Source organism: Gordonia sp. NPDC003504 (assembly GCF_053587995.1).
The window spans coordinates 480,370-503,875 of the sequence record NZ_JBSFPC010000002.1; the positions used below are offsets into that span (position 1 = coordinate 480,370).

Consider the following 23,506-nt stretch of genomic DNA (forward strand, 5'->3'; position numbering starts at 1 on the left):
CCCGATTCCTGCCGGGTTGTCCGGGCCTATCTTGAGCGGGCCGCTACAGCCGGGCCGCTCCGTCACACAGTCGGGCCAGCTCCCCGATCACCCGGTCGAGCGGTTCGACGCTGCGCTGGGTCTGGCACAGTCCGACGGCCCCTTCGATCGCCGAGACGACGAGGATGGCCAGCGAGTCGGCGCGGTCGGGATCGACGCCCTCGGCGACCAGCCGGGTGGCGATGAGCCGGATCCAGTTGCCGAAGATCTCCTCGGCCTCGTCGGCGACGGCGGGCTCGGAGCGGCGGGCGAGCCCGCCGGCGAGCACCGGGCATCCGAACTGATAGTCGGTGTTGACCAGCATCCGACGCCACACGTCGCCGACCCCGATGACGGCCTCGGACGGGGAACCGGGATGCTGCGACCCGATGCGGGTGGCCACGAACTCCCCTGCATAGCGGACGGCCTCGGTCATCAGCTGCGTCTTTCCGCCGGGAAAGTGGTGATAGATGGAACCACGCGGGGCCGAACTCGCCGCGATGACATCGCCGATCGAAGTGGCCGCCACACCGTCGCGACCGATCAGGTCGGCGGCGTGCACCACCATCCGCTCCCTCGGTCCACGCTCCCGGGTTGCGGTCGTGAGGATTTCGGTGGACTGATCGTCCATCGAGCATCAGCTCCTATGCGCACCTTCATAATCACGCTGCTTTATGCAACCATACATAATCATGACGACGACGAACACTCCCGACAGCGATCCCGCGCAACTGTCCGGACTGGAGTTGCTGCGCGCGTGGCAGTTCGGTTCCGACGAACGACCCAGCATCGGCCGACTGCTCGGTATGCGGCCGGTCCGCATCGACGAAGGGGACGTCGAGTTCGTGGTGACCCCCAAACCCGACTTCTCCAATCCGCTCGGCACCGTCCACGGCGGCATCTGCGCCACCCTCCTCGACTCCGTCATGGGCTGCGCCATCCACACCACCCTGCCCGCCGGTGTCGGCTACACCACCCTCGAACTGAAGGTGAACTACATCCGATCGGTTCCTCTCGACGCCGACGACCTCACCGGGATCGGCACCGTCATCCACGTCGGCGGGCGAACCGCCACCGCGGACGGGAAGGTGTTCACCGCCGACGGCAAACTCGTGGCCCACGGTTCGACGACGTGCATGGTATTCCGCTGAGCCGGATTGCTGCGGCGTGATCAGCCGCGTAGCGGGGTCCGCAGCCACGGGCTCGCCGGGTCGGTGAGCAACCGACCGAGTACCGGACGGGTGCGGGCGCACGACTGGTCGGCGAGTTCGATTGGGCGCGCGCCATTCTCGGCGGACGCCAACGCCCGCCCCCACTCGAAGGCAACCGCATACGCAGTCCAGTCGGGGTAGAACGCGGCGGCCCGCTCCCCCATCGACAGCACCAGTTGCCAGACCCAATCCTCGTCGCCGAAGCCGACATGTAGGCACATGCGCGCGAGCTCGACGCACTGGCCGATCTCCCACGCCGCGGTGGTGACCGGCACCGCGAGCGGTAGCGCACGGGAAACGGTGGCCACCTGCACACAGGTGATGATGCGGTGGCCCGGAATGTGCCGATGATGGGCCGAGAACGCCGCCAACTGCGCCGAATCGACGCGAATATGATTGCGTGGCAGTCCGTTCGACGCAATGAAAGCGAGAACGGCGTCGTAGTCGGGAGTGATGAGACCCTCGGCGATCGACTCGACCATGTCGAAGGCGGTCTGCGAATCGGTGATCGCCCAGGACTTTCGCAGCGCGCGGCGGATCGCGCGCGGCGTGTCGTGGATCTCCAGGGCGTCGACGGCGTCGGCGCCCGAGGTCAGCGCGAAGAAGGCGCCACAGGCCAGGCCACAGCGTTGCTCGGGTGTCAGCGGTCGGCCCGTCCAGCGGATCGGTGACCCGAGCTCACCCTGGGTGGTGTACTGCGGGGAGGGGCTATGCGGGAAGGGGTTGTGCGGGAAGGGGTTGTGCGGGGTGGGCGCGGCTGAGATCGGGAGCGGCGGTGGTGTCGAGACCTGGGTCGGAGCGTTATATGAATGCTGCAGGGGCACAAAGTTATCGAGCTCATCCAATGCGGCGGTGAGCGCGCCGGCAAAATCGGCACAGCAGGCGAATCGTTGTTCCGGCCGCTTGGCCATGGCCCGCGCGAAGATCCCGTCCACCGCTCGCGGGACCTCCGGGCACCGTTGCGACGCGAGCGGCGGTGGCGTGCTCACGTGGTGATGGACCGCGGACGCAAGATTCGACGCGGGAAACGGTGTTGTGCCGGTAAGCATCTCGAATGCGGTGCAGGCCAGCTGGTACTGATCGGCGGCCGCGGTGATCTCCTCGGTGGCCAGCACCTGTTCCGGCGCACAGTACGCCAGACTGCCGACCAGCAGACCCGTTGCGGTGAGCGACATCTGCGAGTCCTGTGGCTTGGCGATCCCGAAGTCCGCCAGATAGATTCGTCGTCGTCGGTCGCACGTCACCAGGATGTTGGCCGGTTTCACGTCACGGTGGAGCAAACCCGTTCCGTGCGCGTGATCGAGCGCATCGGCGATCGCGGTCACGGTCTCACCGACCACGGCCGGTGGCAGCCGGTGAGCCGGACTCTCGCGCAGCATCGACGCTACGTCGGACCCGTCGATGTAGGCCATCGAGATCCAGAGCCGCCCCTCGGATTCGCCTCGGTCATAGGTTGGCACGATGCTCGGGTGCAGCAGCCCGGCGGCGATGTCGGCCTCGCGGTTGAACCGTTCACGGAAGGTCACGTCGTGCTGTAGCGCCTGCGCAAGGACCTTTACCGCGTCCTGTCGCGGGAGACGGGGATGCTGGGCGAGGTAGACCTCTCCCATGCCGCCGACCCCGATCTGACGGAGGACGCGATAACCCGCGAATTCGTCGCCCACCGCCAACGTCGCCATGACGGTAGAGAGTACCCACTCGCGTCGCTCAGAAGGGTGGTGGTTCGTCCGCGCCACCGACACCCCGAGAACCGGGAGTGATTCCCACCAGTATCCGGGACCGGCTCGCCGCCGAATGTGAACGGCGAGGCCGTGAACGCGAAGGCGGGGATGACGCATTCGCCGTGGCGGATGCGGATGAACTCATCCAATGCCGTCGACAGCCGGTACGGATCCACCCCGAACAGAACGAGCTGGGTAGACCCGGCCACGGCGACGACCCCTGCCGCAGCAACGCATCTCGCCGAGAATCGGCCCCCGGAATCTGTGGATCGACAAACCCGTGGGGATGGGGGCCGACCACCACATGCCCGGGCCGGCGTCAGACCGAGTAGCGCTCCCGTAGCGCATTCTGCTGTGACTCGTCGATGCCAAGACCCTGCGCGAAGTAGCCGGCGATGTCGCCGTACTCCTTCGTCACGGTGGCGAAGGCGCTGTCGAGGTAGACCGCGTCGACACCCAGGATCGGCATCAGAATGTCGGAATCGCCGCCCTCCGCAGCGAATTCGTCGAACAAGGGCTTGAGCGCGGGGATGAGACGATCGTTGGTCAGCAGGTAGTCGTGGTAGACATCCTCTTTGGACACACCCATCAGGGTCAGAAACGACGCCGCCGCCCAGCCGGTGCGGTCCTTGCCGGTGGTGCAGTGAAACAGTGACGGCTCGGAATGCCCGCCGAGCAGCCCGAGATAGAACGTCCGGTAGCCGGCTAGCGCGCTCGGAAGTTTCACCAGTTCGGAGTAGGTTCCGGAGATCAGCTCCTGGGCCTTGCCGCCCTTGAGTTCCGCGGTCGCCATCGCCACCGTCTTGGGGTCGGAGAGGAACTTTCCGATATTGGCCGGAATGGCCATGCCGGCGTCGGCGAGCACATCGAGGTGCACGTCGGTGACGTCGGGGAGATCCGGGTCCGGCAATGCCGTCCGTTCCACGGTCGAGCGCAAGTCGTAGATGGTGCGCACGCCGAGCTTCTCGAACTCGGCGAGATCGGCCGAGGCCATCGAGGAGAAATCGGTCGACCGGTACAGCACTCCGGTCCGGACGCTGCCGGCGCCGGCGGGATAGCCGCCGAGGTCGCGGAGGTTGGGCAGGGTCGCAATCGGACTGGGGGCACCGGGCGTCGTCGTCACGATCTGATTATCGCAGCGCGGTGATCAGGCCAGCGGGCCGGAGTGGGATCCGCCTGCGAAATGTCTCAGTCCGGGCCGGCGGTCGACACAGAATTGTCGTCGCCGACACTCATCCGCTCCGACCCGCCGAAATCGGTCAGTGCAACCAGCAGTGTGGTGTTCGGATATTCTGAACACCATGCCCGGGTCCGACGAGTCCACCTCCGCCCAGATCAGCTCCCGCATCCGTGCAGCTCGAGTCTCTCGTGGCGTGTCGTTACGTGAGTTCGCCCGCCAACTCGGCATCAGTGCGGCGACCCTCAGCGCCACCGAGACCGGCGGGACCGGCATCAGCGTCGACCGTCTCGCAGCCATCGCCGACGCTCTGGGAGTGGCACCCGCCGAACTTCTCGGCACGCAGTCGCGCGTCTCCGAAAGTGCGCTTACAACAACCACTCTCGATCGTTCCGGTCCACCGTCCCGCTGGCGCGTCTACGAAGGGACCGACGTCACCGACCCGGTTCTCGCCGCCGCATTGCGGTGCATCGTCGAGCGCGGCTATCACGGATGTTCGATCCGCGACATCGCCGAGAACGCCGGGTTGTCGATCGCGTCGCTCTACCATCACCATGCGAGCAAACAAGCCATGCTCGTGGCCCTGTTCGATCTGGCGATGGCCGACCTCCTCGATCGCGTCGGCGGCGCCCGTGACGAGGCGGGAGACGATCCGGTCCGAGCCCTGCGCCTGATGACCGAGAGTCTGGTGCTGTATCACAGTCACCGGCGCCGACTGTCCTTCCTCGCGTCCACCGAGATGCGCAGCCTCGTCGAACCCGACCGCCGGCGCATCGCCGATCGGCGTACCTCGCTGCAGCGAATGTTCGACGTGGAAGTGGAACACGGAGCCGCACAGGGACTATTCCTGGTCGCTCGCCCGCGTGAGGCCGCACGCGCGGTAGTGGGTTTGTGCATCGCGGTGGCCGACTGGTTCGACCCGGAGGGCTCATCGACTCCCGAGGAGTTGGCAACGACCTACGCGGGCTACGCCCTGAACCTGATGGACGTGCGTCGTCCGTAGAACGAAGTGTTCGGATATTCCAAACGCTCTGTCATGTCGTTTCGGACCGTCCAGAGCTGCTATCGCTATATGCAACGGGTATTGACAACTACTGCCCGGTTGGCCACTCTGAGATACCCGATCGATCGTTCGCTTTTGCGCCGATCACTCATGACCGACGAGAGGACCTCAGAGTGAGCACACCGTCCACCTCCTTGCGCGGGCGCACCGCGATCATTTCCGGCGGAAGCCGCGGTATCGGCGAGGCCATCGCCGTGCGATTGGCCCGAGCGGGTGCGAACGTCACGTTGCTGGCCAAGACCGCGGAGCCCCATCCGAAACTGCCCGGCACCATCTACACGGCCGCGCAGGCCATCGAGGAGGCCGGCGGAGCGGCCCTGCCCATCGTCGGCGACGTTCGCGACGATCGGCAGGTGGCCGACGCCGTGGCGCAGACCGTCGACCGCTTCGGCGGCGTGGACATCGTCGTCAACAATGCGAGCGCGCTCGATCTGACCGCGACCGAGCAGATCGACATGAAACGCTATGACCTCATGCAGGACATCAATGCGCGCGGATCATTTGTGTTGACCAAGAGCGCCATTCCCTATCTGCGCAAGTCCGATCACGCGCACGTGCTGACGCTGTCACCACCGATCACGCTCGACCCGCAGTGGTTCGATTCGATCGGCACGGCCTACACGGTGTCCAAGTTCTCGATGACCCTGGTCGCGCTGGGTCTGGCGCGCGAGTTGGCCGCCGACGGTGTCGCGTCGAACACCTTGTGGCCGCGCACCACCATCAGCACCGCTGCGGTGCGAAACATCCTCAGCGAGAAGCTGATCGAGCGCAGCCGGAGCACCGAGATCATGTCCGACGCCGCGTACGCGATCCTGTCGAAGTCGCCGGACACGGCGACCGGCCAGTGCTACATCGACGACGATGTCCTTGCCGCCGAGGGCGTCACCGACTTCTCCCGCTATCGCACCGTCGACAGCGACGACGAGCTCGAGTTGGACTTCTGGATGACGCGACGCTGACCGGCGATCCGCAGATCTCGGGGGCCGGCATGGGTCCCGGCTACGTCACGAGGCGGCGTCATCGACGTCGGGAATCGCACACACCCCGTCGACGCACACGGCTCCCGATTGCCCGAGCATCTCGAATTTCGTTGTCGGCGTCAGTGTTTCGTCGTTGGTCGTCTCGGTCCGGTCCGGTGTCTCGTCAGGCATCGACGTTCTCCTGCGCCACCTTGCGGAGCACGTCGGCGAATGTCTCCGGTGACTGGGCACCGGAGACGCCGTACCGCCCGTTGATGACGAAGAACGGGACGCCGCTGATGCCGTAGGCGCGGGCCTGTTCGATGTCGGCGCCCACCGCGTCGGCATACTCACCGGATTCAAGCGACGCGCTCACCTGGTCCCGGTCGAGGCCGATGTCGTCGGCGAGTTCCGCGAGGTCGTCGATGCGTCCGACGTGGCGTCCCTCGGTGAAATAGGCACGAAACAGGCGCTCGACCATGTCGAGTTGGCGGCCCTGCGCCTTCGCGAGATGCAGCAGTTCGTGCGCCCTGAGCGTCTTGGTGTGCTGGAGGGCATCGAAGTCGTAGTCAAGTCCCGACTCGGCGGCGATCGTGGTCACCTGCGCGAGCATCTGCTCGACCTGAGCGCGGGGCATACCCTTGTACTCGGCCAGGAACTCGATCTCGGTGCCGTCGAAGTCGACGGGCGTGTCCGGGGCCAGTTCAAAGCTGTGATAGGTCACCACAACTCGGTCCGCGAGACCGGAATCGGCCAGTCCCGCTTCGAATTTCCGCTTCCCGATGTAGCACCACGGGCAGGCGATGTCGGACCAGATGTCGACGGAGATGGAGTCAGTCACGACGCTTTCCAACGCGTGGTCCCGGTGAACAATTCCGCGACACTCACTCAACCAGGAAGACGTCGCGGAGTTGGTCCTGGGTGTCGGCGTCGATGCCGAGTGCTTCGGCGAAGTAGTCATCGACGGTGCCGTACTGGATGGCCACCTCGTCGAAGGCGACGGTGAGGTATGTCGGTGACACCCCGAGCAACGGGCGGAGCAGGTCGGCGTCGCCGCCCGCGGATTCGAATCTCTCGAAGATGCCCGCCATCGTCGGCAGGAAGAGGTCATTGGTCGCAAGGTAGTCCTGGTAGACGTCGTCGCGATCGACGCCCATCAGGCTGAGAAACGCCGCCGCCGCCCATCCGGTGCGGTCCTTGCCGTGGGCGCAGTGGAACAGCGTGGTGGGCCCGGCCAGCAGCCCGGTGAAGAAGGCGCGGTACGCGCGTTTGGCACTGGGCAGATTCACCAGCTGCCGGTAGGCGCCGATCATGCGCTCGACGCCGCTCCCCTCGGCCAATCGCGCATTGGCGGTCGCCACCGCCTCCGGATCGTCGACCAGTGCGTCGAGGTCGGCCGGGGCGCCGTCGTGCGCAGCGTCGGCGAGCACATCGAGCAGCACCGCGGCCGCGTCACCGATGACCGGGTCGGGCGCGGCGTCGGCCTCGACGGGCGACCGCAGGTCGACGATGCTCTGCAGTCCGAGATCCACCAGGACCGCACGGTCGGCCTCGGAGGCCTTGTCCAACGCTGCGGACCGGAACAGTCGGCCGGTGGCGACCGTGCGTCCGTCCCTGGTCGTCGGTCCGCCGATGTCACGGAAGTTGGGGACAGTGGGCAGCTGCGGCAATTCACTCACACCGTTGATTGTGCGGTCTCGGTGGGGATGCGGTGAATTCGGTTGGTGATGGGGCTCGTCACAGCCCGGTGGCCAGACGTGAGTCGGACAGTGGCGGACATGCCCGACCTCGCACTTTCCCGCGGCATCGCGTCGGCCGGCGCCGTCGACGACGACCTCTTGCCCGAGTCGCTCGCCCGTGCCGGTGACATCGAAGAAGCGATCTTCTGGCTCCCTCGCGTAAGCGAGCAAGGAAAGCAAGCAACTGCCCGACGAGCAGGCGCGGGACATCGTCGACGCTTCCCGCGCTGAGCGACGCGGTGACCGCGGTCAACCGACTGCCGAGGTCCGTCTGAAAACCGTTCGCACCGATAGGCCTGCACGCATGGAGATGAATGCTCGACCTTGGCGCCCACTCGACGCGTAAGAACGCCACCGACGGGAAAGAGCGCACACTCGACGGGAAAGAGCGCACACTCGACGGGAAAGTGCGCACACTCGACGGGAAAGAGCGCACACTCGACGCAGACGCCGAAGGCCGGCCACCCTGTCGGGTGACCGGCCTTCGGTTGAGAAACGCTATGAGAGTTGAGGTTTCGAAAACCTCAACCAGCGGGAGACGGGATCAGAATCCCATTCCGCCCATCTCGTCGCCACCCGGCATTGCCGGGGCCGGGTTCTTCTCCGGCTTGTCGGCGACGACGGCCTCGGTGGTGAGGAACAGGGCCGCGATCGAGGCTGCGTTCTGCAGCGCCGAGCGGGTGACCTTCACCGGGTCGTTGATGCCGGCGGCCAGCAGGTCCTCGTAGTTGCCGGTGCCGGCGTTGAGGCCGGTGCCCTTCGGCGAGTTGAGGATCTTGTCGGCGACAACGCCCGGCTCGAGGCCCGCGTTGAAGGCGATCTGCTTGGCCGGAGCCGAGAGCGCAACCTTGACGATGTTGGCACCGGTGGCCTCGTCGCCTTCCAGCGAGAGTCCGTCGATGACCGGCTCGGACTGCAGCAGGGCCACGCCACCGCCGGCGACGATGCCCTCTTCGACGGCAGCCTTCGCGTTGCGGACGGCGTCCTCGATGCGGTGCTTGCGCTCCTTGAGCTCGACCTCGGTGGCCGCGCCGGCCTTGATGACCGCAACACCGCCGGCCAGCTTGGCCAGACGCTCCTGCAGCTTCTCACGGTCGTAGTCGGAGTCGCTGTTCTCGATCTCGCTGCGGATCTGCGCCACGCGACCGGCGATCGCGTCGGCATCACCGGCGCCGTCGACGATGGTGGTCTCGTCCTTGGTCACGACGACCTTGCGGGCGGTGCCGAGCAGCTCGACGCCGGCGCCCTCGAGGGACAGGCCGACCTCTTCGCTGATGACCTCGCCACCGGTGAGGATGGCGATGTCGGCCAGCATGGCCTTGCGACGGTCACCGAAGCCCGGGGCCTTGACGGCGACGGACTTGAAGGTGCCACGGATCTTGTTGACGACCAGGGTCGAGAGGGCTTCACCCTCGACGTCCTCGGCGATGATCAGCAGCGGCTTGCCGGCCTGGATGACCTTCTCCAGCAGCGGCAGCAGGTCCTTGACGGTCGAGACCTTGCCCGACACGAGCAGGATGTAGGGATCTTCGAGGACGGCTTCCTGGCGGTCGGCGTCGGTCACGAAGTAGCCCGAGATGTAGCCCTTGTCGAAGCGCATGCCCTCGGTGAGCTCCAGCTGCAGCCCGAAGGTGTTGGACTCCTCGACGGTGATGACGCCTTCCTTGCCGACCTTGTCCATCGCCTCGGCGATGAGCTCGCCGATCGAGGGGTCGCCGGCCGAGATGCCCGCGGTGGCAGCGATCTGCTCCTTGGTCTCGACCTCCTTGGCGCTCTTCAGCAGCGACTCGGTGACGGCCTCGACGGCCTTCTCGATGCCGCGCTTGAGACCCAGCGGGTTGGCGCCGGCAGCGACGTTGCGCAGACCCTCACGCACGAGAGCCTGGGCGAGCACGGTGGCGGTGGTGGTGCCGTCACCCGCGACGTCGTCGGTCTTCTTGGCAACTTCCTTGACGAGCTCCGCGCCGATCTTCTCGTACGGGTCCTCGAGCTCGATTTCCTTGGCGATGGAGACACCGTCGTTGGTGATGGTGGGGGCGCCCCACTTCTTCTCCAGAACGACGTTGCGGCCCTTGGGTCCCAACGTCACCTTGACTGCGTCGGCGAGGCTGTTGAGACCCCGCTCGAGGCCGCGACGGGCCTCTTCGTCGAACGCGATTTGCTTGGCCATGGGTAAGTGATCCTCCGATAGGGGGTGACACTAGGTTTCGTATGGCCGGAACTCGGTGCCCGCGACGGACGACCGGCGTGTCAGGTGCCGATCTCACCGTCCCGACCTGGCACTCGCAGTACGTGAGTGCCAACGTCCGTTTTAGCACTCGGCCCTGGTGAGTGCAAGGTGTGACTGCCGTCCGGATACACCGGCGCCGTGTTCAGCCAGAGGCCACCAGGAGCGGCACCAATTGCTCGTCGGCAGTCCAGGCGCCGTGGTGGCCGATCATCTTCGCCTCGGACGGTTCGGCCTCGCTGCGGACCAGCACCGTCGTCCCTTGTCCGACGGCGACGATGTCGCCGATCCGGGACGCGATCCGCGGGGGCACGGCGTGGCCGAACCAGCCCTCGTCGAGCACCTGCTCGCGTGTCGCCGTACGCGCATCGTCGTCGCCGACCACCTGCGCCCACGCCGCGAGCACGTCGTCGCGCGCACCGTCCTCGGTGTACAGATGCCGCACGCGCGGCTCGCCGGCGATCATCGCGACCCCCGCGGTCAGTGCGTCCTCGACATCGAGGTCGATGCGACGCCCTGCCGCCAGCATGCCGTGATCGCCGGTCACCGCCAGGGAGGCGTCGGCGGGAAGGCTCGAGGCGATGTCGGCGACGAGGCGATCCACCGTGCGCAGCGCCCCGAGCCACTCGGGCGATCCCGGGCCATACCGATGCCCCGCGGCGTCGAGGTCGGACAGGTAGGCGTAGACGAACCGGGGTCGTTTGCTGCGGCGGACGAGGGTGTTGACGACCCCGTCCAGAACGGAGTCCGACGAGTTGGCCGGCCAGTAGCGTCCGGTCGCGCGGAACGCCACCTGGGTCAGGCCGGTGCCGCGGAACTCACCGGGCATCACGTAGGAGATCTCCACGCCCGCATCGGCGAGGCCGGCCAGCGCTCCGGCCAACGGCGCCACCAGGTTCGGCGGGTACGTCACCAGCGCCGACGGGCCGTCGGAACTATCCATCGTCCAGCGCAGGGCGTTGAGCAGCCGCGGGGTTCCGCGGGTGCGGGAATCGTCGTCAGGCCGAAAGGCGTATCCGATGATGCCGTGCACCCCGCAGGGCGCGCCGGTGGTGAGGCTGGTGATCGAGGTGGCGGTGGTCGACGGGAACCCGGCGCGCAGTCCGGCCGCGCGCAGGCGGGCGAGGGTCGGCGCGTCGTCGGCGTGCCGCTGCAGCAGTCGGTCACCGAGGCCGTCGACCATCAGCAACACCACCGTCGACGCGGCGAGGTCGGGCATCCCTTCCGTCGCGGCGCCGGGGTCGAGCAGCGTCGTGCCGATCCACGGCAGCACGTCGGCGAGCGTGCGGGGATGGGCTCCCCAGTCGGCCGGCGGGAGCTCCTCCATCACGACGTCTGCCGTTGCGGGCTGTGCCGAAGGGGCGCGATCCATAGCTCCGCATTGTGCCGCACCGACGGCGACGCGTCGGCCTTCCGGTCCACTCCGAGCCCGGCGAATGCCAACGGAATAAAAGTTGATTGTCATGCGCTCAACTTGACATAAGTATTCACACGCAAACTAAATGATAGGACTCGCCATGGCAACCACCCGCCTCGTTCCCGCCCGTCGTCGTGTCGCCGCGCCGCTGTTCACACCGTTCCGCCCCTTCGACGACCCGCGCGGTCTGCTCGACGTCGTCGACGCCGCCTTTGCCGGTCTCGACTCCTCCCGCTTCCCCGACGCCTGGACACCGGCGGTCACCGTCGAGGAAACCGACGGCGCCTACCGCGTCGAGGCAGAACTGCCCGGCATCAAGCGTGAGGATGTCACCGTCGAACTCGACGAGAAGATCCTGCACATCCACGGTGAGACAACCGAGACCGAGCGGACCGGCAAGGTCCGCCACCAGACGCGTCGCACCGGGAAGTTCGACTACCGGCTCCGCCTCCCCCAGGAGGTCAACGCCGACGCCGTGACGGCAACCCTCACCGACGGCGTATTGACCCTCGAACTCGCCAAGGCGGTACCCACCGGCGCCCGTCAGATCACCATCTCCGACGAGTCGCCCGCCGCGCAGGCGGACACCACTGCGGCCGAAACCACTCAGGTGGAGACCGCATCGGCCGGCGCTCCCGAGACCCCGCTGTCCGGGGCCACCGAGAGTGAGGTCACCGAGGGCTGATCCCCCGGTTCCGTTCGGGTCGGAGAATGCGCACGATGCCGCCCCACGCATGTCGTGGGGCGGCATCGTGGTGTCTGAGGCGTGTTCGGTCTCCGCGATCCCGCGGTCGGGCGGGTGGGGGTCGCCACACACGGACGCCGATTTGCGCGCGGATGCGTCCCATCGCCAGTGCGGAGGCCGCACAGTCGCGCGAATGACCTGTTCCCCGCGCTACATACGCGATCGTGACCTCATGGTGCTACTTTCGCCACGACATGTGCGTGCCGTCGGCACGCCGTCGGGGTGTGGGAAGGGTGAATCATGCGCGGGTCGCCGGATGCGCAGATCGCCGGACACCGACTGGCCGAGATCGTCGGCCAGGGCGGGATGGGGACGGTCTACGCCGCACACCATCCGCGTCTGCCACGGATGGTCGCGTTGAAGGTGCTCAACGCGTCGGTGTCCGCCGACCCGGCCTTCCGTCGGCGTTTCCAGCGCGAGGCCCACCTCTCGGCCGGTCTCGAACACCCGCACATCGTCTCGGTGTATGACTGCGGCGAGGATCACGGCAATTTGTGGATCAGCATGCGACTGGTGCGCGGCACCTCCGTGGCGGCGTTGGTGGCCGGCGCACCGCAGGGAATGCCCATCCCGACCGCGCTGGCCATCCTCAACGACACCGCCCGCGCACTCGACTTCGGGCACCGGCGCGGGGTGGTCCACCGCGACGTGAAACCCGCCAACATCCTCATCGACACCGAGATCGATCAGACAATGCTCACCGACTTCGGTATCGCCCGGCAGATCGGCACCGACGACGGACTCACCGCGGCGGGAACGTTCATCGGCACCTTCGACTACTGCTCGCCGGAACAGATGTCCGGCCACGATCTCGACGGCCGGTCGGATCAATACAGCCTTGCCTGCATGGCCGTCCAGATGCTCACCGGGTGCAAACCGTTCCAGGGACCGACCGTCGCGACCGTCATGAAGCAGCACCTCGTCGATCCCCCGCCATCGGTGTCGGCCATGCGACAGGGACTTTCACCCGCCGCCGACCCGGTGATCGCGCGTGGCATGGCCAAACATCCGCAGGAGCGTTTCGCCTCCTGCGTCGAGTTCGTGCAGGCGCTCGGCGCCGCCCTGTCGACACCCGAGTCGGTGCGGTCCGAACCCGCGGAACATAGTGCTGCGCAGCAGGACACACCGGACTCCGGTGTCGGCGATGCGTATTCTGAGACGGTCGTCGCACCGGCAACCCTGGCACCGGCACCCGACCTGCACTACGCATTCGTCGGAGACGAACAGCAATTCACCTACACGCTGGTCGGGGTCACCCATACCGTCACACTGCGACAGATCCGGGCGACCCGCGACCTACCGCAACACCGGGTGAATTCCGGCGATCTGGGTGGGTGGGTCGCCTCGGAGACGAACCTCTCAGATCAGGCATGGGTGGGCGAGGACGCCTGGGTGGTCGGCGACGCCCGGGTCCGCGAGAACGCGAGCGTGCGTGACAACGCCTTCGTGGGCGACCGCACCGACATCTCCGGCACCACACGCGTCGACGGCAATGCCTCGGTGTTCGGCGATGCCACGGTATCGGGTACGGCACGCATCTCCGGTGACGCCGAAATCAACGGCACCGCATCGGTTTCCGGATCGGCCTGGGTGTACGAGGAGGCCGTGATCGGGGACGCGTCGATCATCGACGGAAACTCGCGAATCTGTGGTCGAGCCAAGATCGGCGGCCACGCCCGCGTCGACGAGTTCGCGATCGTGAGTGACCGGTGCCGCATCAGCGATCGGGCAACCGTTCGCGGCCACGCGCGGGTGGGCGACGCCGCGATCGTCTCCGGATCGGCCGTCGTCGACGGGCGGGCCCGTATCCACGGCCACGCCGAGGTCGCCGGGTCGGCCCAGATCAGTGACGACGCAGCGATATCCGGCAACGCGCGGGTCGCCGGGCAGGCCGTGGTCCGCGACGATCAGAAGGTGGATTCGGGCACCCGGGCGTGAGGTGAGCGCCGTTCGGGTCACCTCAGCTTGCGGCGCAGCAGTTTTCCCGTCGCCGAGCGGGGGAGTTCACCGACGATCTCGATCTCCCGCGGATACTTGAAGGCGGCGAGACGGTCGCGGCAGTAGTCGATCAGCCCGGCCTCGGACACCGAATCCGGTTCGGCGAGAACGACGAACGCCTTCACCGACTCGCCCCGGTACTCGTCGGGGATGCCGACCACGGCGGCGTCGACGACCGCCGGATGGGTGCGCACGACACGTTCGACCTCCGTGGGCCACACCTTGTACCCGGACGCGTTGATGAGTTCGCTCTTGCGGTCAATGATGTAGAACCAGCCGTCGTCGTCCATGAATCCCAGGTCGCCGGTGCGTAATTCGCCGCCAACGAAGGTATCCGCACTGGCCCGGGGGTTCTGCCAATAGCCGTCGACCACCTGCGGCCCGGACACCACGAGTTCACCGATCTCACCGGCGGGCAGATCGGCACCGGACTCGTCGACGACTCGTACCGACGTGTCGAACACCGGCACCCCGACCGACAGCACACCCGTTTCCGGGTCGACCGGGGCATCCCTCCCGAGGGGCACCATGTGGGTGGGTGAGGTGGTCTCGGTGAGTCCGTAGACGTTGTGGATGTAACCGCCGAGCCGATCGGCGATCCGCTGGGCGGTCTCCGGATCGATCGGGGCGCCGCCCGACAGCCGCAGTCGAAGCGGCTCCAGTTCGGTTGCGGTGATCGTTGATTCGTCGGCGAGTGCGATGTAGGCGGTGATCACCGCGACCATGAAACCGGGGCGGTGACGCCGGATGGCGTCGGCCATCACCTCGGGATGGAAGCGGTGGGTCAGCACCAGGGTTGCGCCGAGCAGGGTGGCGAGCATGACGCCACCGATCAGCCCCGTCACGTGGAAGACCGGCGACGCACCGAGGACCGGTTCGCGCGTCGCACCGGTCCAGTCCCGGTACACGTGGGCACTGAACACGAGGTTCGCATGGGTCAGGCGCGCCCCCTTGGGTGGTCCGGTGGTTCCCGACGTCGCCATCAGCACCGCGGTGTCGAGCGGACCGACCGGTCGTGCCGGCACCGCCCGGTCCGTCGGCCACCCGGCGATCAGCGCGTCGAGATCGATGGTGTCGGCGGGCGCGTTTCGTCCGAAGTCGGCATCGGGAAACAACCTCGCATCCGGATCACCCACGCCGCTGATCGGCGACGCGGTGAGCACCACCCGTATCCCGGAGTGCCCGTCGCCCAACAGGTTCCGAAGTCGGTCCTCGTAGATGTCGTCGAGGACCAGCAGCGCCGTCGGCGTGTACTCACCGAGCCGTGCGGCGAGTTCGTCGGCGGTCGACATCGGGCTGAGGGTCGCGGCCACTCCCCCGGCGCGCCAGGCCGCGATCAACCCGATGACGAACGCCGGATCATTCTGCAGGATCAGGGCCATCCGGTCGCCCGGTGCGAATCCCCGGGCGATGAGCAACGCGGCGACGGCGCCGGCCGCGTGGTCGAGTTCCGACCACGTCAGCACGCGGTCGAAGTAGGCGATCGCGATGTCGTCGGGATGGGCGGCGACCGTCGCGTCGAACATGTCGAGCGCGGTCGCAACACCGATCCGCAGGTGCGCCCCACGTCCCGGCGCATAGTGGGCCAACCACGGACGTCGGTCGTAGACGTCGACGCGGTGTTCGGAGTCCGGTGCTGCGGGTGTGTTCATCGCGTCCGCGAGTGTACGAACGCGTGACCTCCCGTGTCCGGCGAACGCGCGGACAGGCAGCGCACCAATGGCCTACCGTGTTCAGCATGGCTGAACGAAGTGCGGTCGGATCGGCGGTTCGGCGCACCCGTGAACACGCGGGGATCACCCTGCGTGCGCTGGCGAGCGCGCTCGGCGTCAGCGTCGGCACCATGAGTGCGATCGAGAACGACAAGGTCGCCGTCACGATCGACCGCCTGAACGCGATCGCCGCTGCACTCGGCGTGCCGAGTTCCACGCTCCTCGATTTCGACGCCGGCGCACCGGTGGCCGACGCCGCACATCCCGCCTCCGGCGACTGGCGCCACTTCGCCGACCTCGATCTGGACCCGGTGCTCTCGGCCGCGGTGGAGGTGTTCACCGAGACCGGCTATCACGGCGCGACGATGCGGCTGGTGGCCAACGCCGCGGGCATCAGCGTCGCCGGGATCTATCACCATCACCGTAGTAAGCAGCAGATGCTCGTCGCGCTCTGCGATCTCACGATCGCCGACATCACCTGGCGGATGGCCGCCGCATCCGATGAAACCGATTCTCCGGTGGAGGGTTTCGCGAAGATGGTGGAGGCACTCGCACTGTGTCACACCCACCGCCGCGACCTGGCCTTCATCGTGGCCACCGAGATGCGCAGCCTCGAGGAGCCCGACCGGTCCCGGATCGCCGACAATCGCCGTCGCATCCAGCAACGCCTCGACCACGCGGCCGCCCGCGCCGTCGCGACCGGCGCGTTCACCACCGACACACCCCACAACACCGGCCGCGCCATCGCCACCATGTGCATGGCACTGCCCTACTGGTTCTCGCCTCGCGGGCCGCAGTCCCCCGACGAGGTGGCCGCCGAGTACGCCCGGCTGGCGCTGACCATGATGGGCCATCGGGTTCAGCCCGACTGAACATCAGCGAGCTCCGACCGCCGCCGACAAGCCTGCGGCGGCGGGGGTTGACGCACGCCGGGTCCGTCTGTGATCCTCATCTCACTGAACCCGGTCCGAACGATCGCTCGGACTGTTCAGACCTGACGAATCGATGGAGGCGACCACCCATGACATCCGCACCACAGGCTCCCGACCTCACCGAGCTCCTCGACGGCGCACCCAGCAACTGGGGGAAGTGGGGTCCCGACGACGAGGTGGGCAGTCTCAACTACCTGACCGCCGAGCAGGTACTCGCCGGTGCCGCGCTGATCCGCAAGGGCGCCCTGTTCACGCTGCAGCGACTGATCGGTGACCCCAACGGTGACCCGGTGTGGCCCGGACGCAGCCCGGCGACCCGGGAAATGATCCTCGACGAGTCGCACTGGGACGAGGGTGGCGACGGACCCGCATTCCCCGGCGGACTGCATTACGCCGACGACAAGATCAACGCCTTCCTGCAGGGCTCCACCCAGTACGACGCACTCGGACACGTCTGGTACGGCGGCAAGATCTGGAATGGCTACGACGCTCGCACCACCGTCGGCGGACTCGACAAGGCCAGCGTCGAACCCATCGCCGAACGGGGCGTCGCCGGGCGCGCGGTGCTGCTGGACATGGCCCGCTTCCGTGGTGTCGACTGCCTCGGCCCCCGCGAGACCTTCGACCACACCGACCTCGAGAAGTGCGCCGCCGCACAGGGTATCGAGATCAAGCCACGCGACATCCTACTGATCCGCACCAACCATCTGGAATTGTTCTTCCGTCAGGGCGACAAGTTCTACGACGACTTCTGCGAGCCCGGCCTGGTGTACTCCCCGGAACTCGTGGAGTGGTTCCAGGGCAACGAGATTCCCAACCTCGTCACCGACACGATCGCCAACGAGATCACCACCGACCCGCACAACGGTGTCGCCCTGGTGCTGCACAACGCCCTGATGCGCAACCTCGGCGTCGCCTTCACCGAGATCTGCGACATGGAGAAACTCGCCGCCGATTGCGCCGCCGACGGTGTGTACGAATTCTTCTATGTCGCGGCGCCGTTGAAGATCCACAATGCGACCGGATCCCCGGTGAACCCGGTGGTGCTCAAGTGAGCAGCCCCACCTACGCCGACCGGCCGTGGCTGGCCCTGTACCCGCCGGGATCGCCACCCGACATCGACGTCGAGTACCGCACCGGACTCGACATCTTCGACGCCGCGGTCGCCGATCATCCCGATGATCCGTTCCTGCTCTACTTCGATGGCTCACTGAGCTTCGGCGATGTCGACAAGGCGTCACGCGCTGTGGCTGTCACGTTGCGCGAGAGGGGATTCAACGCCGGCGACCGACTTGCCCTGTACGTGCAGAACAATCCGGCGTTCGTCATCGGTCTGATCGCCGCCTGGCGGGCCGGTGGTGCCGCCGTGGCGATCAACCCGATGAACAAGGCCCGGGAGTTGACCTATCTGCTCACCGACTCCGGCGCGGTCGCCCTGCTCACCCTCGACGACCTGTACGAGACCGTCGCCAAGGAGGTGATCGCGGCCGGCAGTACGTCGGTGCACACGGTGATCACCTGCTCGCCGTTGGACTTCCAGGGTCGTAACGACGAGCGTCTCTTTGCCGGACTCACCCGGACGAAGCCGGAGGGAACGCTGGACCTGCTCACCATCATCGACGATGACATCGGCGCGGAGTTGCCGCCAGTGACGTTGAGCCCCGACGACGTCGCGGTGCTCGCCTACACCTCGGGTACCACCGGTAATCCCAAGGGCGCTATGAACACTCATGGGAACCTGGCGTTCAATGCGCAGACGTATCGGGATTGGACCGGCCTCAAGCCGGGTGAGGGTGTGCTGGGCGTGGCACCGCTGTTCCACATCACCGGGCTGGTAGGGCATGTGATGTTCGCGATGATCGCCGGGTCGCCGCTGGTGCTTGCGCATCGTTTCGAACCGTCGGTCATGCTCGACGCCATCCGGGAGCACCGTCCGGTGTTCACGGTCGCCGCGATCACCGCGTTCAACGCCCTGGCGTCGGCACCGGGAGCCACCCGCGACGATTTCGAGAGTCTGCGAATCCTGTACTCGGGTGGCGCTCCGATCGCACCGGCCGTCGCCGACCGCCTCGAGGAGGTCTTCGGCGCCTACATCCACAACATCTACGGGCTCACCGAGACCAACTCCCCGTCTCATGGTGTGCCACTGGGTGTCCGGGCTCCGGTCGATCCGGCGTCGGGAGCGTTGTCGGTGGGCGTGCCGGTGTTCAACACCGTGGTGCGCGTCGTCGACGAGACCGGCAACGACGTCGCGCCCGGCGAGGTCGGCGAGTTCGTCACGTCCGGTCCACAGGTGGTGGCGGGGTACTGGAACAAGCCGGAGGCGACGGCGAGTTCGATCCCCGGCGGTGCGCTACACACCGGCGACGTCGGTTTCATGGACTCCGACGGCTGGTTCTATCTCGTCGACCGCAAGAAGGACATGATCAACGCGTCCGGATACAAGGTTTGGCCACGGGAGGTCGAGGACGTCCTCTACACCCATCCGGCCGTCCGGGAGGCGGCGGTCGTCGGGGTACCGGACGACTACCGCGGTGAAACGGTGAAAGCCTATGTCTCCCTGCGCGAAGGTGAGTCCGTCGACCCCGACGACCTGATCGCCTTCTGCAAGGAACAGATGGCGGCCTACAAGTATCCGCGCACGGTGGAGATCGTCGGCGAACTACCGAAGACCGTCACCGGCAAGATCCTGCGAAGGGAGTTGCGGGACAACGGCTGAGGACCGTCATGCAGCTCGGCCGGCGGTGACTTCCGCCGGCCGAGTTGCCCCACCCAGCCGGTCGAGTGCCGGCAGAGCTTGCGAGCCTACCGCGGATAGGTGGTGATGGTTTCCCCGGTGACGGGATCGCGCCAGATGACCGCCCGATCGGCGAGCATGGTGGGGATCAACAGCCCCATGTGTTTTCGTTGGTGGTCCGGGGTACACAGCGGCATCAGGTTGAACTCCACCGTCCAGCCACCGGTGATCGGATCGCGGTGCACGAACTTCACCAGGTGATCGATCTGGCAGTCACCGGCCGGCCGGCCGCACTGCGGATACCGGCAGGTGCCATCCAACTCGATGATCTTCTCCCGCAACCACGCCGGTATCCGATACGTCAACGCACCCGGCGGTGGGAGGAGATAGCCGCCGTGCCCGGACGGGTCGACCGGGGTTGCGGGGAACGGGTCGTCGAGGCGACGCCACGCCGCCGGTATCCGTTCCAGCGAGGTGGCGGTGCTGATGGTGGATATGTCCAGGGTGGGACACTCGGTGACGGTCACCAACTGTCCCGAATTGATCAGCGTTCGGGCGTGAGCTTCGTCAATCACGCCGAAGTATTCCAGCCGGGCTTCCCGCTGCCCGGATGGGTCGGTGATCAACGACAGCGACAACTGCGAATCACTGTCGGTATCGGGTTCGGTGTCTGTGTCGGTGTCGGGTTGCGCCTCGACGGTATCCGCTGCCACACAGTCAGCGTCGCCGTAGGTGACCGTCTGGGGATTGTCGGTCGTCTCGGGTTCGGTGATCTCATCAGGCTCACCACGCTCGGTTTCGACATCGTCGAACAGATCAGCCGCGTCGTCGTCGGGGTCGATGTCGCGGTCGGTCAGACCACAGGGCTCATCCGGCAACGGGACCGCCCGCGAGCAGTCACCCCGCCCGCACTCACACGACAGGTACGCACCGGGTAGGCCCTGGATTTCGGCGAATGCCGCGACCTGCACCTGACCCCGACGACGCCGATCACGCGGGCAGATCCGCTCACTGATCATCGTCGCGATCCGCGCCGCCAGATGCGCACCCACCTCACCCGGTGCGTACACCGAGATGCTGCAATGCCCGTTGGTGTCCCGACGAACCCGCACATTCTGAACCCGAGCAGCGGCCTCCTCGCGACGGTCGGCAGCACCGTCGGGATCCAGCGCGATCACCATCTCGGCAACCTGATCCCGCAATGTCGTATCCGCCTGATTACGCATCGCCAGTTGCAGTGCACGGGTTTCGGCGAACGCGCGCACATCGTCATCGGACAGGACGACGATCTCGTCGGCAATGATGCGGATATGTTCCAGCGACTGGTCACCGGCCAAGAACGCCGCGGTTACCGTCGGGAGTGTCGACAGCAGGAAACTCAGCGTCATCCACGCCGTGGCGTGCGGCACCGACACACCCAACGCGGTCGAGACCTTGCCGGTGGCGGCTTTGTCGACGGCGCCGGTGGTGTGCATGTTGGTCATGTGGCCCGAGAGCAGCATCTCGTCGTACACGGTGTGCCCGATCCGGGCTGCGGAGAGCACCTTCCGGGCGGTCATTTGTCGTTCTTGGCGTTGCAACGATCGGGCCAGAGCGGTGGCCTGCTCGGCGGGGAGGTGATCGATCATGGCGGCGTCGGCGGCGGTCATCGACAGTTCCGGCGCGGTAGTCGTGCGAATTGTGGTGTCGGCCAAGATGTTCACCCCCTTGATCGGACGCATCAACTGAACTGACGCAAGTATATCGAGGGGGTACGACAAAACTGATCGGTGCCGAATCTACTGGGTACGAGAACTATCCGCCTCCTCAACGTTGGGTTCGGTTGGGGGTGGCCTGGTTTCGCTCCCGGTTAGCGGAGGTGGCCTCGACCTCGACCAGCGGGAGGTCACCAACCGCTGGTCGAGCGAAGCCCGTCAGCCCTGCAACTTCTCCACGCAGACGACCTTCTGGCGCTCATCGTAGGTGTAGTAGTTGGTCGTCGCGTCCGGGCACTGACTGTCGTCGGTGGTACCGGGGACGATCTCGAGGACGCGCAGCGCGTCGGAGTCGGAGGACGTGCATTCGACGTGCGCAGGGTCGCCGTAGCTCGGCACGGTCATGCACTCGCCGACGGTCCAGTCGGTGTCGAGGCACAGCGCACCGGTCTGCGTCGAACCGCGGGTGACGTAGTAGGTCTGGTCAACGTCGGACGGGCAGGCCTCCTTGTTCGGAGCCTTGGCCACCACGACGTAGTTCGCCGGGTCCTGCCCACAGGTCGCGTGATCGATGTCGGCGTCCAACGTCGTGCCGGACAGGTAGACGCAATCGCCGATGTTCGCGTCGAAGTCGACGTCACCGCCACCGTCCTGACTCTCCGTCACCGACGACACGGTCGACGAGTCGCCGAACGGCAGTGCTCCACACCCGGTCAGGGTCGCTGCAGCCAGCAACCCTGCCCCGATTCCACCGATGACTCGCGCCGACATCCCGCGCACTTCCCACCTCCGCATCCATGGGCCACTTTCCCCGGCCCCGACATGTCCCCAGAACGCTACGACACATCCCCCATTCGACTCATACCGGACCATTCGAACGCGCGACAATGACACCTGTGAGGTCGACATCCGGGAGTTGCCATGTCTAGCGGTCTGGCGATCGCACTCGCCATCGTCGCGGTGGCCGTCGTCGCCGGGCTGATCGTGCTGGTCCGGACCCGCCGGGTCGTCGCCACCCCCACCGAACGAGCCGTGCACACGGCATTGCACACCGCGTCGCTGGCGGCTCGGTCGCTGCGCGGCGGTCTCACCGCCGACGCCGCGCGGGATGCCCTCCCGCCGCTGCGTTCCCTGACCGCCGCCGACGGCATCGCGCTCTACGACGCCGAACCGTCACTGCTCGCTCATGACGTCACCGACATCGTCACGTGGGATGAGCTGCTGATCGCGGCCGCGGACACGGCGGCCACGTCCGCTCTGACCGACCAGCGCCGCGTCCTGGTGAACGACCCGTCCGGCCCCGAGTCGCCAGTACGGACGCTCATCGCCCAACCCCTGATCGCCGACGACGTGGGTGCCGGTGCGCTGGTCGTCGTCACCGTCGACCACCCAACCCCCGGCAAGCTCGGCGCCATCGCCGAGGTCGCCCGCTACGTCGCCGATCAGGTGGAATTGGCCGAACTCGACGCGTCACGCACCCGCCTGGACCGCGCCGAGGTCCTCGCGCTGCGCGCCCAGATCAGTCCGCACTTCATCTACAACGCGCTCAACACGATCGCCTCGTTCGTGCGGACCGACCCGGACCGCGCCCGGGAACTCATCATCGAGTTCGCCGACTTCACCCGCTACTCGTTCCGTGCCGCCGGCGAGTACACCCTGCTGTCGGACGAACTGCGCAACATCGACCGCTACCTGACGTTGGAGCGGGCCCGCTTCGGCACCGCCCTGGACGTGCGGTTACAGGTGGCGCCGGAGGTCCTCGGCGTCGTCGTACCGTTCCTGGCCCTGCAGCCACTCGTGGAGAACGCGGTCCGGCACGGACTGGCAGGCAAAGGCGGCGGCACCATCACGATCATCGCCCGCGACGAGGGCGCCGACTGTGTGATCACCGTCGAAGACGACGGTGTCGGAATGGACCCGGAGCTGTTGCGGTCGGGTGAGATCGACGCGCTCGATCCGCCCGGACCGTCCGCTCGGGAACGCGGCGAATCCGCGGGCGCCCACGTGGGGCTCACCAATGTCGATCATCGGCTGCGGGCGGCGTTCGGCAACGACTACGGTCTAGTGGTCGATACCGGCATCGGCGCCGGAACAAAGGTCGGTATGCGCGTCCCGAAGTTCCGTGCCGGCGTGCAGGTGTGATGAAGCAGCAATGA

At 66.8% G+C, this 23,506-nt stretch carries 21 protein-coding genes; 10 read left to right on the forward strand and 11 right to left on the reverse strand.

What is annotated here, in order from left to right; all coding sequences use genetic code 11:
* Window positions 1-43: 43 nt before the first annotated feature.
* Window positions 44-649: a TetR/AcrR family transcriptional regulator gene (locus tag ACWDPV_RS06435; protein WP_449742221.1), complete on the reverse strand. Its 606-nt coding sequence runs from the start codon at window positions 647-649 to the stop codon at window positions 44-46.
* 43 nt (window positions 650-692) lie between these two features.
* On the opposite strand from ACWDPV_RS06435, the gene ACWDPV_RS06440 reads away from it, so the two are divergent.
* Window positions 693-1,169: a PaaI family thioesterase gene (locus ACWDPV_RS06440; RefSeq protein ID WP_449742222.1), complete on the forward strand. Its 477-nt coding sequence runs from the start codon at window positions 693-695 to the stop codon at window positions 1,167-1,169.
* A 20-nt stretch (window positions 1,170-1,189) separates the two neighbouring features.
* Here ACWDPV_RS06440 and ACWDPV_RS06445 read toward each other — a convergent pair whose 3' ends face one another.
* Entirely contained in the window at window positions 1,190-2,908 is a 1,719-nt protein-coding gene (locus tag ACWDPV_RS06445; protein ID WP_449742223.1) for a protein kinase domain-containing protein, read from the reverse strand.
* Window positions 2,909-3,269: 361 nt separating this feature from the next.
* On the reverse strand, window positions 3,270-4,073 hold the full coding sequence (locus ACWDPV_RS06450) for a tyrosine-protein phosphatase (RefSeq protein WP_449742224.1): 804 nt from the start codon (window positions 4,071-4,073) through the stop codon (window positions 3,270-3,272).
* A gap of 178 nt (window positions 4,074-4,251) precedes the next feature.
* On the opposite strand from ACWDPV_RS06450, the gene ACWDPV_RS06455 reads away from it, so the two are divergent.
* Both ACWDPV_RS06455 and ACWDPV_RS06460 read left to right on the forward strand, forming a co-directional pair.
* Window positions 4,252-5,130: a TetR family transcriptional regulator gene (locus tag ACWDPV_RS06455; protein WP_449742225.1), complete on the forward strand. Its 879-nt coding sequence runs from the start codon at window positions 4,252-4,254 to the stop codon at window positions 5,128-5,130.
* Between the two features lie 173 nt (window positions 5,131-5,303).
* A complete protein-coding gene (locus tag ACWDPV_RS06460) occupies window positions 5,304-6,149 on the forward strand; it encodes an SDR family oxidoreductase (RefSeq protein WP_449742226.1) in 846 nt (281 codons plus the stop codon).
* Window positions 6,150-6,194: 45 nt separating this feature from the next.
* Here the strand turns inward: ACWDPV_RS06460 and ACWDPV_RS06465 are convergent, their stop codons facing one another.
* From ACWDPV_RS06465 to ACWDPV_RS06475, 3 genes are read right to left on the reverse strand one after another with little or no spacing between them, the layout of a single operon-like run.
* A complete protein-coding gene (locus ACWDPV_RS06465) occupies window positions 6,195-6,341 on the reverse strand; it encodes a hypothetical protein (protein ID WP_449742227.1) in 147 nt (48 codons plus the stop codon).
* Window positions 6,334-6,990, reverse strand: a complete 657-nt coding sequence (locus ACWDPV_RS06470; RefSeq protein ID WP_449742228.1) for a DsbA family oxidoreductase — start codon at window positions 6,988-6,990, stop codon at window positions 6,334-6,336. Before ACWDPV_RS06470 ends, ACWDPV_RS06465 begins: the two co-directional genes overlap by 8 nt.
* Before the next feature lie 43 nt (window positions 6,991-7,033).
* Window positions 7,034-7,828, reverse strand: coding sequence for a tyrosine-protein phosphatase (locus ACWDPV_RS06475; protein WP_449742229.1), 795 nt, complete (start codon window positions 7,826-7,828; stop codon window positions 7,034-7,036).
* A gap of 99 nt (window positions 7,829-7,927) precedes the next feature.
* On the opposite strand from ACWDPV_RS06475, the gene ACWDPV_RS06480 reads away from it, so the two are divergent.
* Window positions 7,928-8,119, forward strand: a complete 192-nt coding sequence (locus tag ACWDPV_RS06480; RefSeq protein ID WP_449742230.1) for a hypothetical protein — start codon at window positions 7,928-7,930, stop codon at window positions 8,117-8,119.
* Window positions 8,120-8,432: 313 nt separating this feature from the next.
* Here the strand turns inward: ACWDPV_RS06480 and groL are convergent, their stop codons facing one another.
* Window positions 8,433-10,058, reverse strand: a complete 1,626-nt coding sequence (gene groL / locus ACWDPV_RS06485) for a chaperonin GroEL (RefSeq protein ID WP_348805187.1) — start codon at window positions 10,056-10,058, stop codon at window positions 8,433-8,435.
* 202 nt (window positions 10,059-10,260) lie between these two features.
* The gene (locus ACWDPV_RS06490; protein WP_449742231.1) at window positions 10,261-11,487 is read right to left on the reverse strand and encodes an alkaline phosphatase family protein; all 1,227 of its coding nucleotides are present in this window, start codon (window positions 11,485-11,487) and stop codon (window positions 10,261-10,263) included.
* Between the two features lie 145 nt (window positions 11,488-11,632).
* Here ACWDPV_RS06490 and ACWDPV_RS06495 point away from each other — a divergent pair, with 145 nt between their 5' ends.
* Together ACWDPV_RS06495 and ACWDPV_RS06500 are read left to right on the forward strand one after the other, a co-directional pair.
* A complete protein-coding gene (locus tag ACWDPV_RS06495; protein WP_449742232.1) occupies window positions 11,633-12,217 on the forward strand; it encodes an Hsp20/alpha crystallin family protein in 585 nt (194 codons plus the stop codon).
* A 300-nt stretch (window positions 12,218-12,517) separates the two neighbouring features.
* Window positions 12,518-14,215 (forward strand): protein kinase domain-containing protein, encoded by a 1,698-nt coding sequence (locus ACWDPV_RS06500; RefSeq protein ID WP_449742233.1) that lies wholly within the window; start codon window positions 12,518-12,520, stop codon window positions 14,213-14,215.
* A 17-nt stretch (window positions 14,216-14,232) separates the two neighbouring features.
* Here the strand turns inward: ACWDPV_RS06500 and ACWDPV_RS06505 are convergent, their stop codons facing one another.
* Entirely contained in the window at window positions 14,233-15,927 is a 1,695-nt protein-coding gene (locus ACWDPV_RS06505; protein WP_449742234.1) for a class I adenylate-forming enzyme family protein, read from the reverse strand.
* Between the two features lie 86 nt (window positions 15,928-16,013).
* Between ACWDPV_RS06505 and ACWDPV_RS06510 the strand changes: the two genes are divergently transcribed.
* From ACWDPV_RS06510 to ACWDPV_RS06520, 3 genes are all read left to right on the forward strand, one after another.
* Window positions 16,014-16,859 carry a TetR family transcriptional regulator gene (locus ACWDPV_RS06510; protein ID WP_449742235.1) on the forward strand — a complete coding sequence of 282 codons (846 nt, stop codon included), beginning with the start codon at window positions 16,014-16,016 and terminating at the stop codon, window positions 16,857-16,859.
* Window positions 16,860-17,008: 149 nt separating this feature from the next.
* Window positions 17,009-17,974 (forward strand): cyclase family protein, encoded by a 966-nt coding sequence (locus ACWDPV_RS06515; protein ID WP_449742236.1) that lies wholly within the window; start codon window positions 17,009-17,011, stop codon window positions 17,972-17,974.
* The gene (locus ACWDPV_RS06520; protein ID WP_449742237.1) at window positions 17,971-19,638 is read left to right on the forward strand and encodes a class I adenylate-forming enzyme family protein; all 1,668 of its coding nucleotides are present in this window, start codon (window positions 17,971-17,973) and stop codon (window positions 19,636-19,638) included. Before ACWDPV_RS06515 ends, ACWDPV_RS06520 begins: the two co-directional genes overlap by 4 nt.
* A gap of 86 nt (window positions 19,639-19,724) precedes the next feature.
* Here the strand turns inward: ACWDPV_RS06520 and ACWDPV_RS06525 are convergent, their stop codons facing one another.
* Together ACWDPV_RS06525 and lppU are read right to left on the reverse strand one after the other, a co-directional pair.
* A complete protein-coding gene (locus ACWDPV_RS06525) occupies window positions 19,725-21,359 on the reverse strand; it encodes an HNH endonuclease (protein ID WP_449742238.1) in 1,635 nt (544 codons plus the stop codon).
* Window positions 21,360-21,569: 210 nt separating this feature from the next.
* Entirely contained in the window at window positions 21,570-22,121 is a 552-nt protein-coding gene (gene lppU, locus ACWDPV_RS06530; RefSeq protein ID WP_449742239.1) for an LppU family putative lipoprotein, read from the reverse strand.
* 150 nt (window positions 22,122-22,271) lie between these two features.
* Between lppU and ACWDPV_RS06535 the strand changes: the two genes are divergently transcribed.
* Window positions 22,272-23,492 carry a sensor histidine kinase gene (locus ACWDPV_RS06535; RefSeq protein WP_449742240.1) on the forward strand — a complete coding sequence of 407 codons (1,221 nt, stop codon included), beginning with the start codon at window positions 22,272-22,274 and terminating at the stop codon, window positions 23,490-23,492.
* Window positions 23,493-23,506 lie beyond the last annotated feature (14 nt).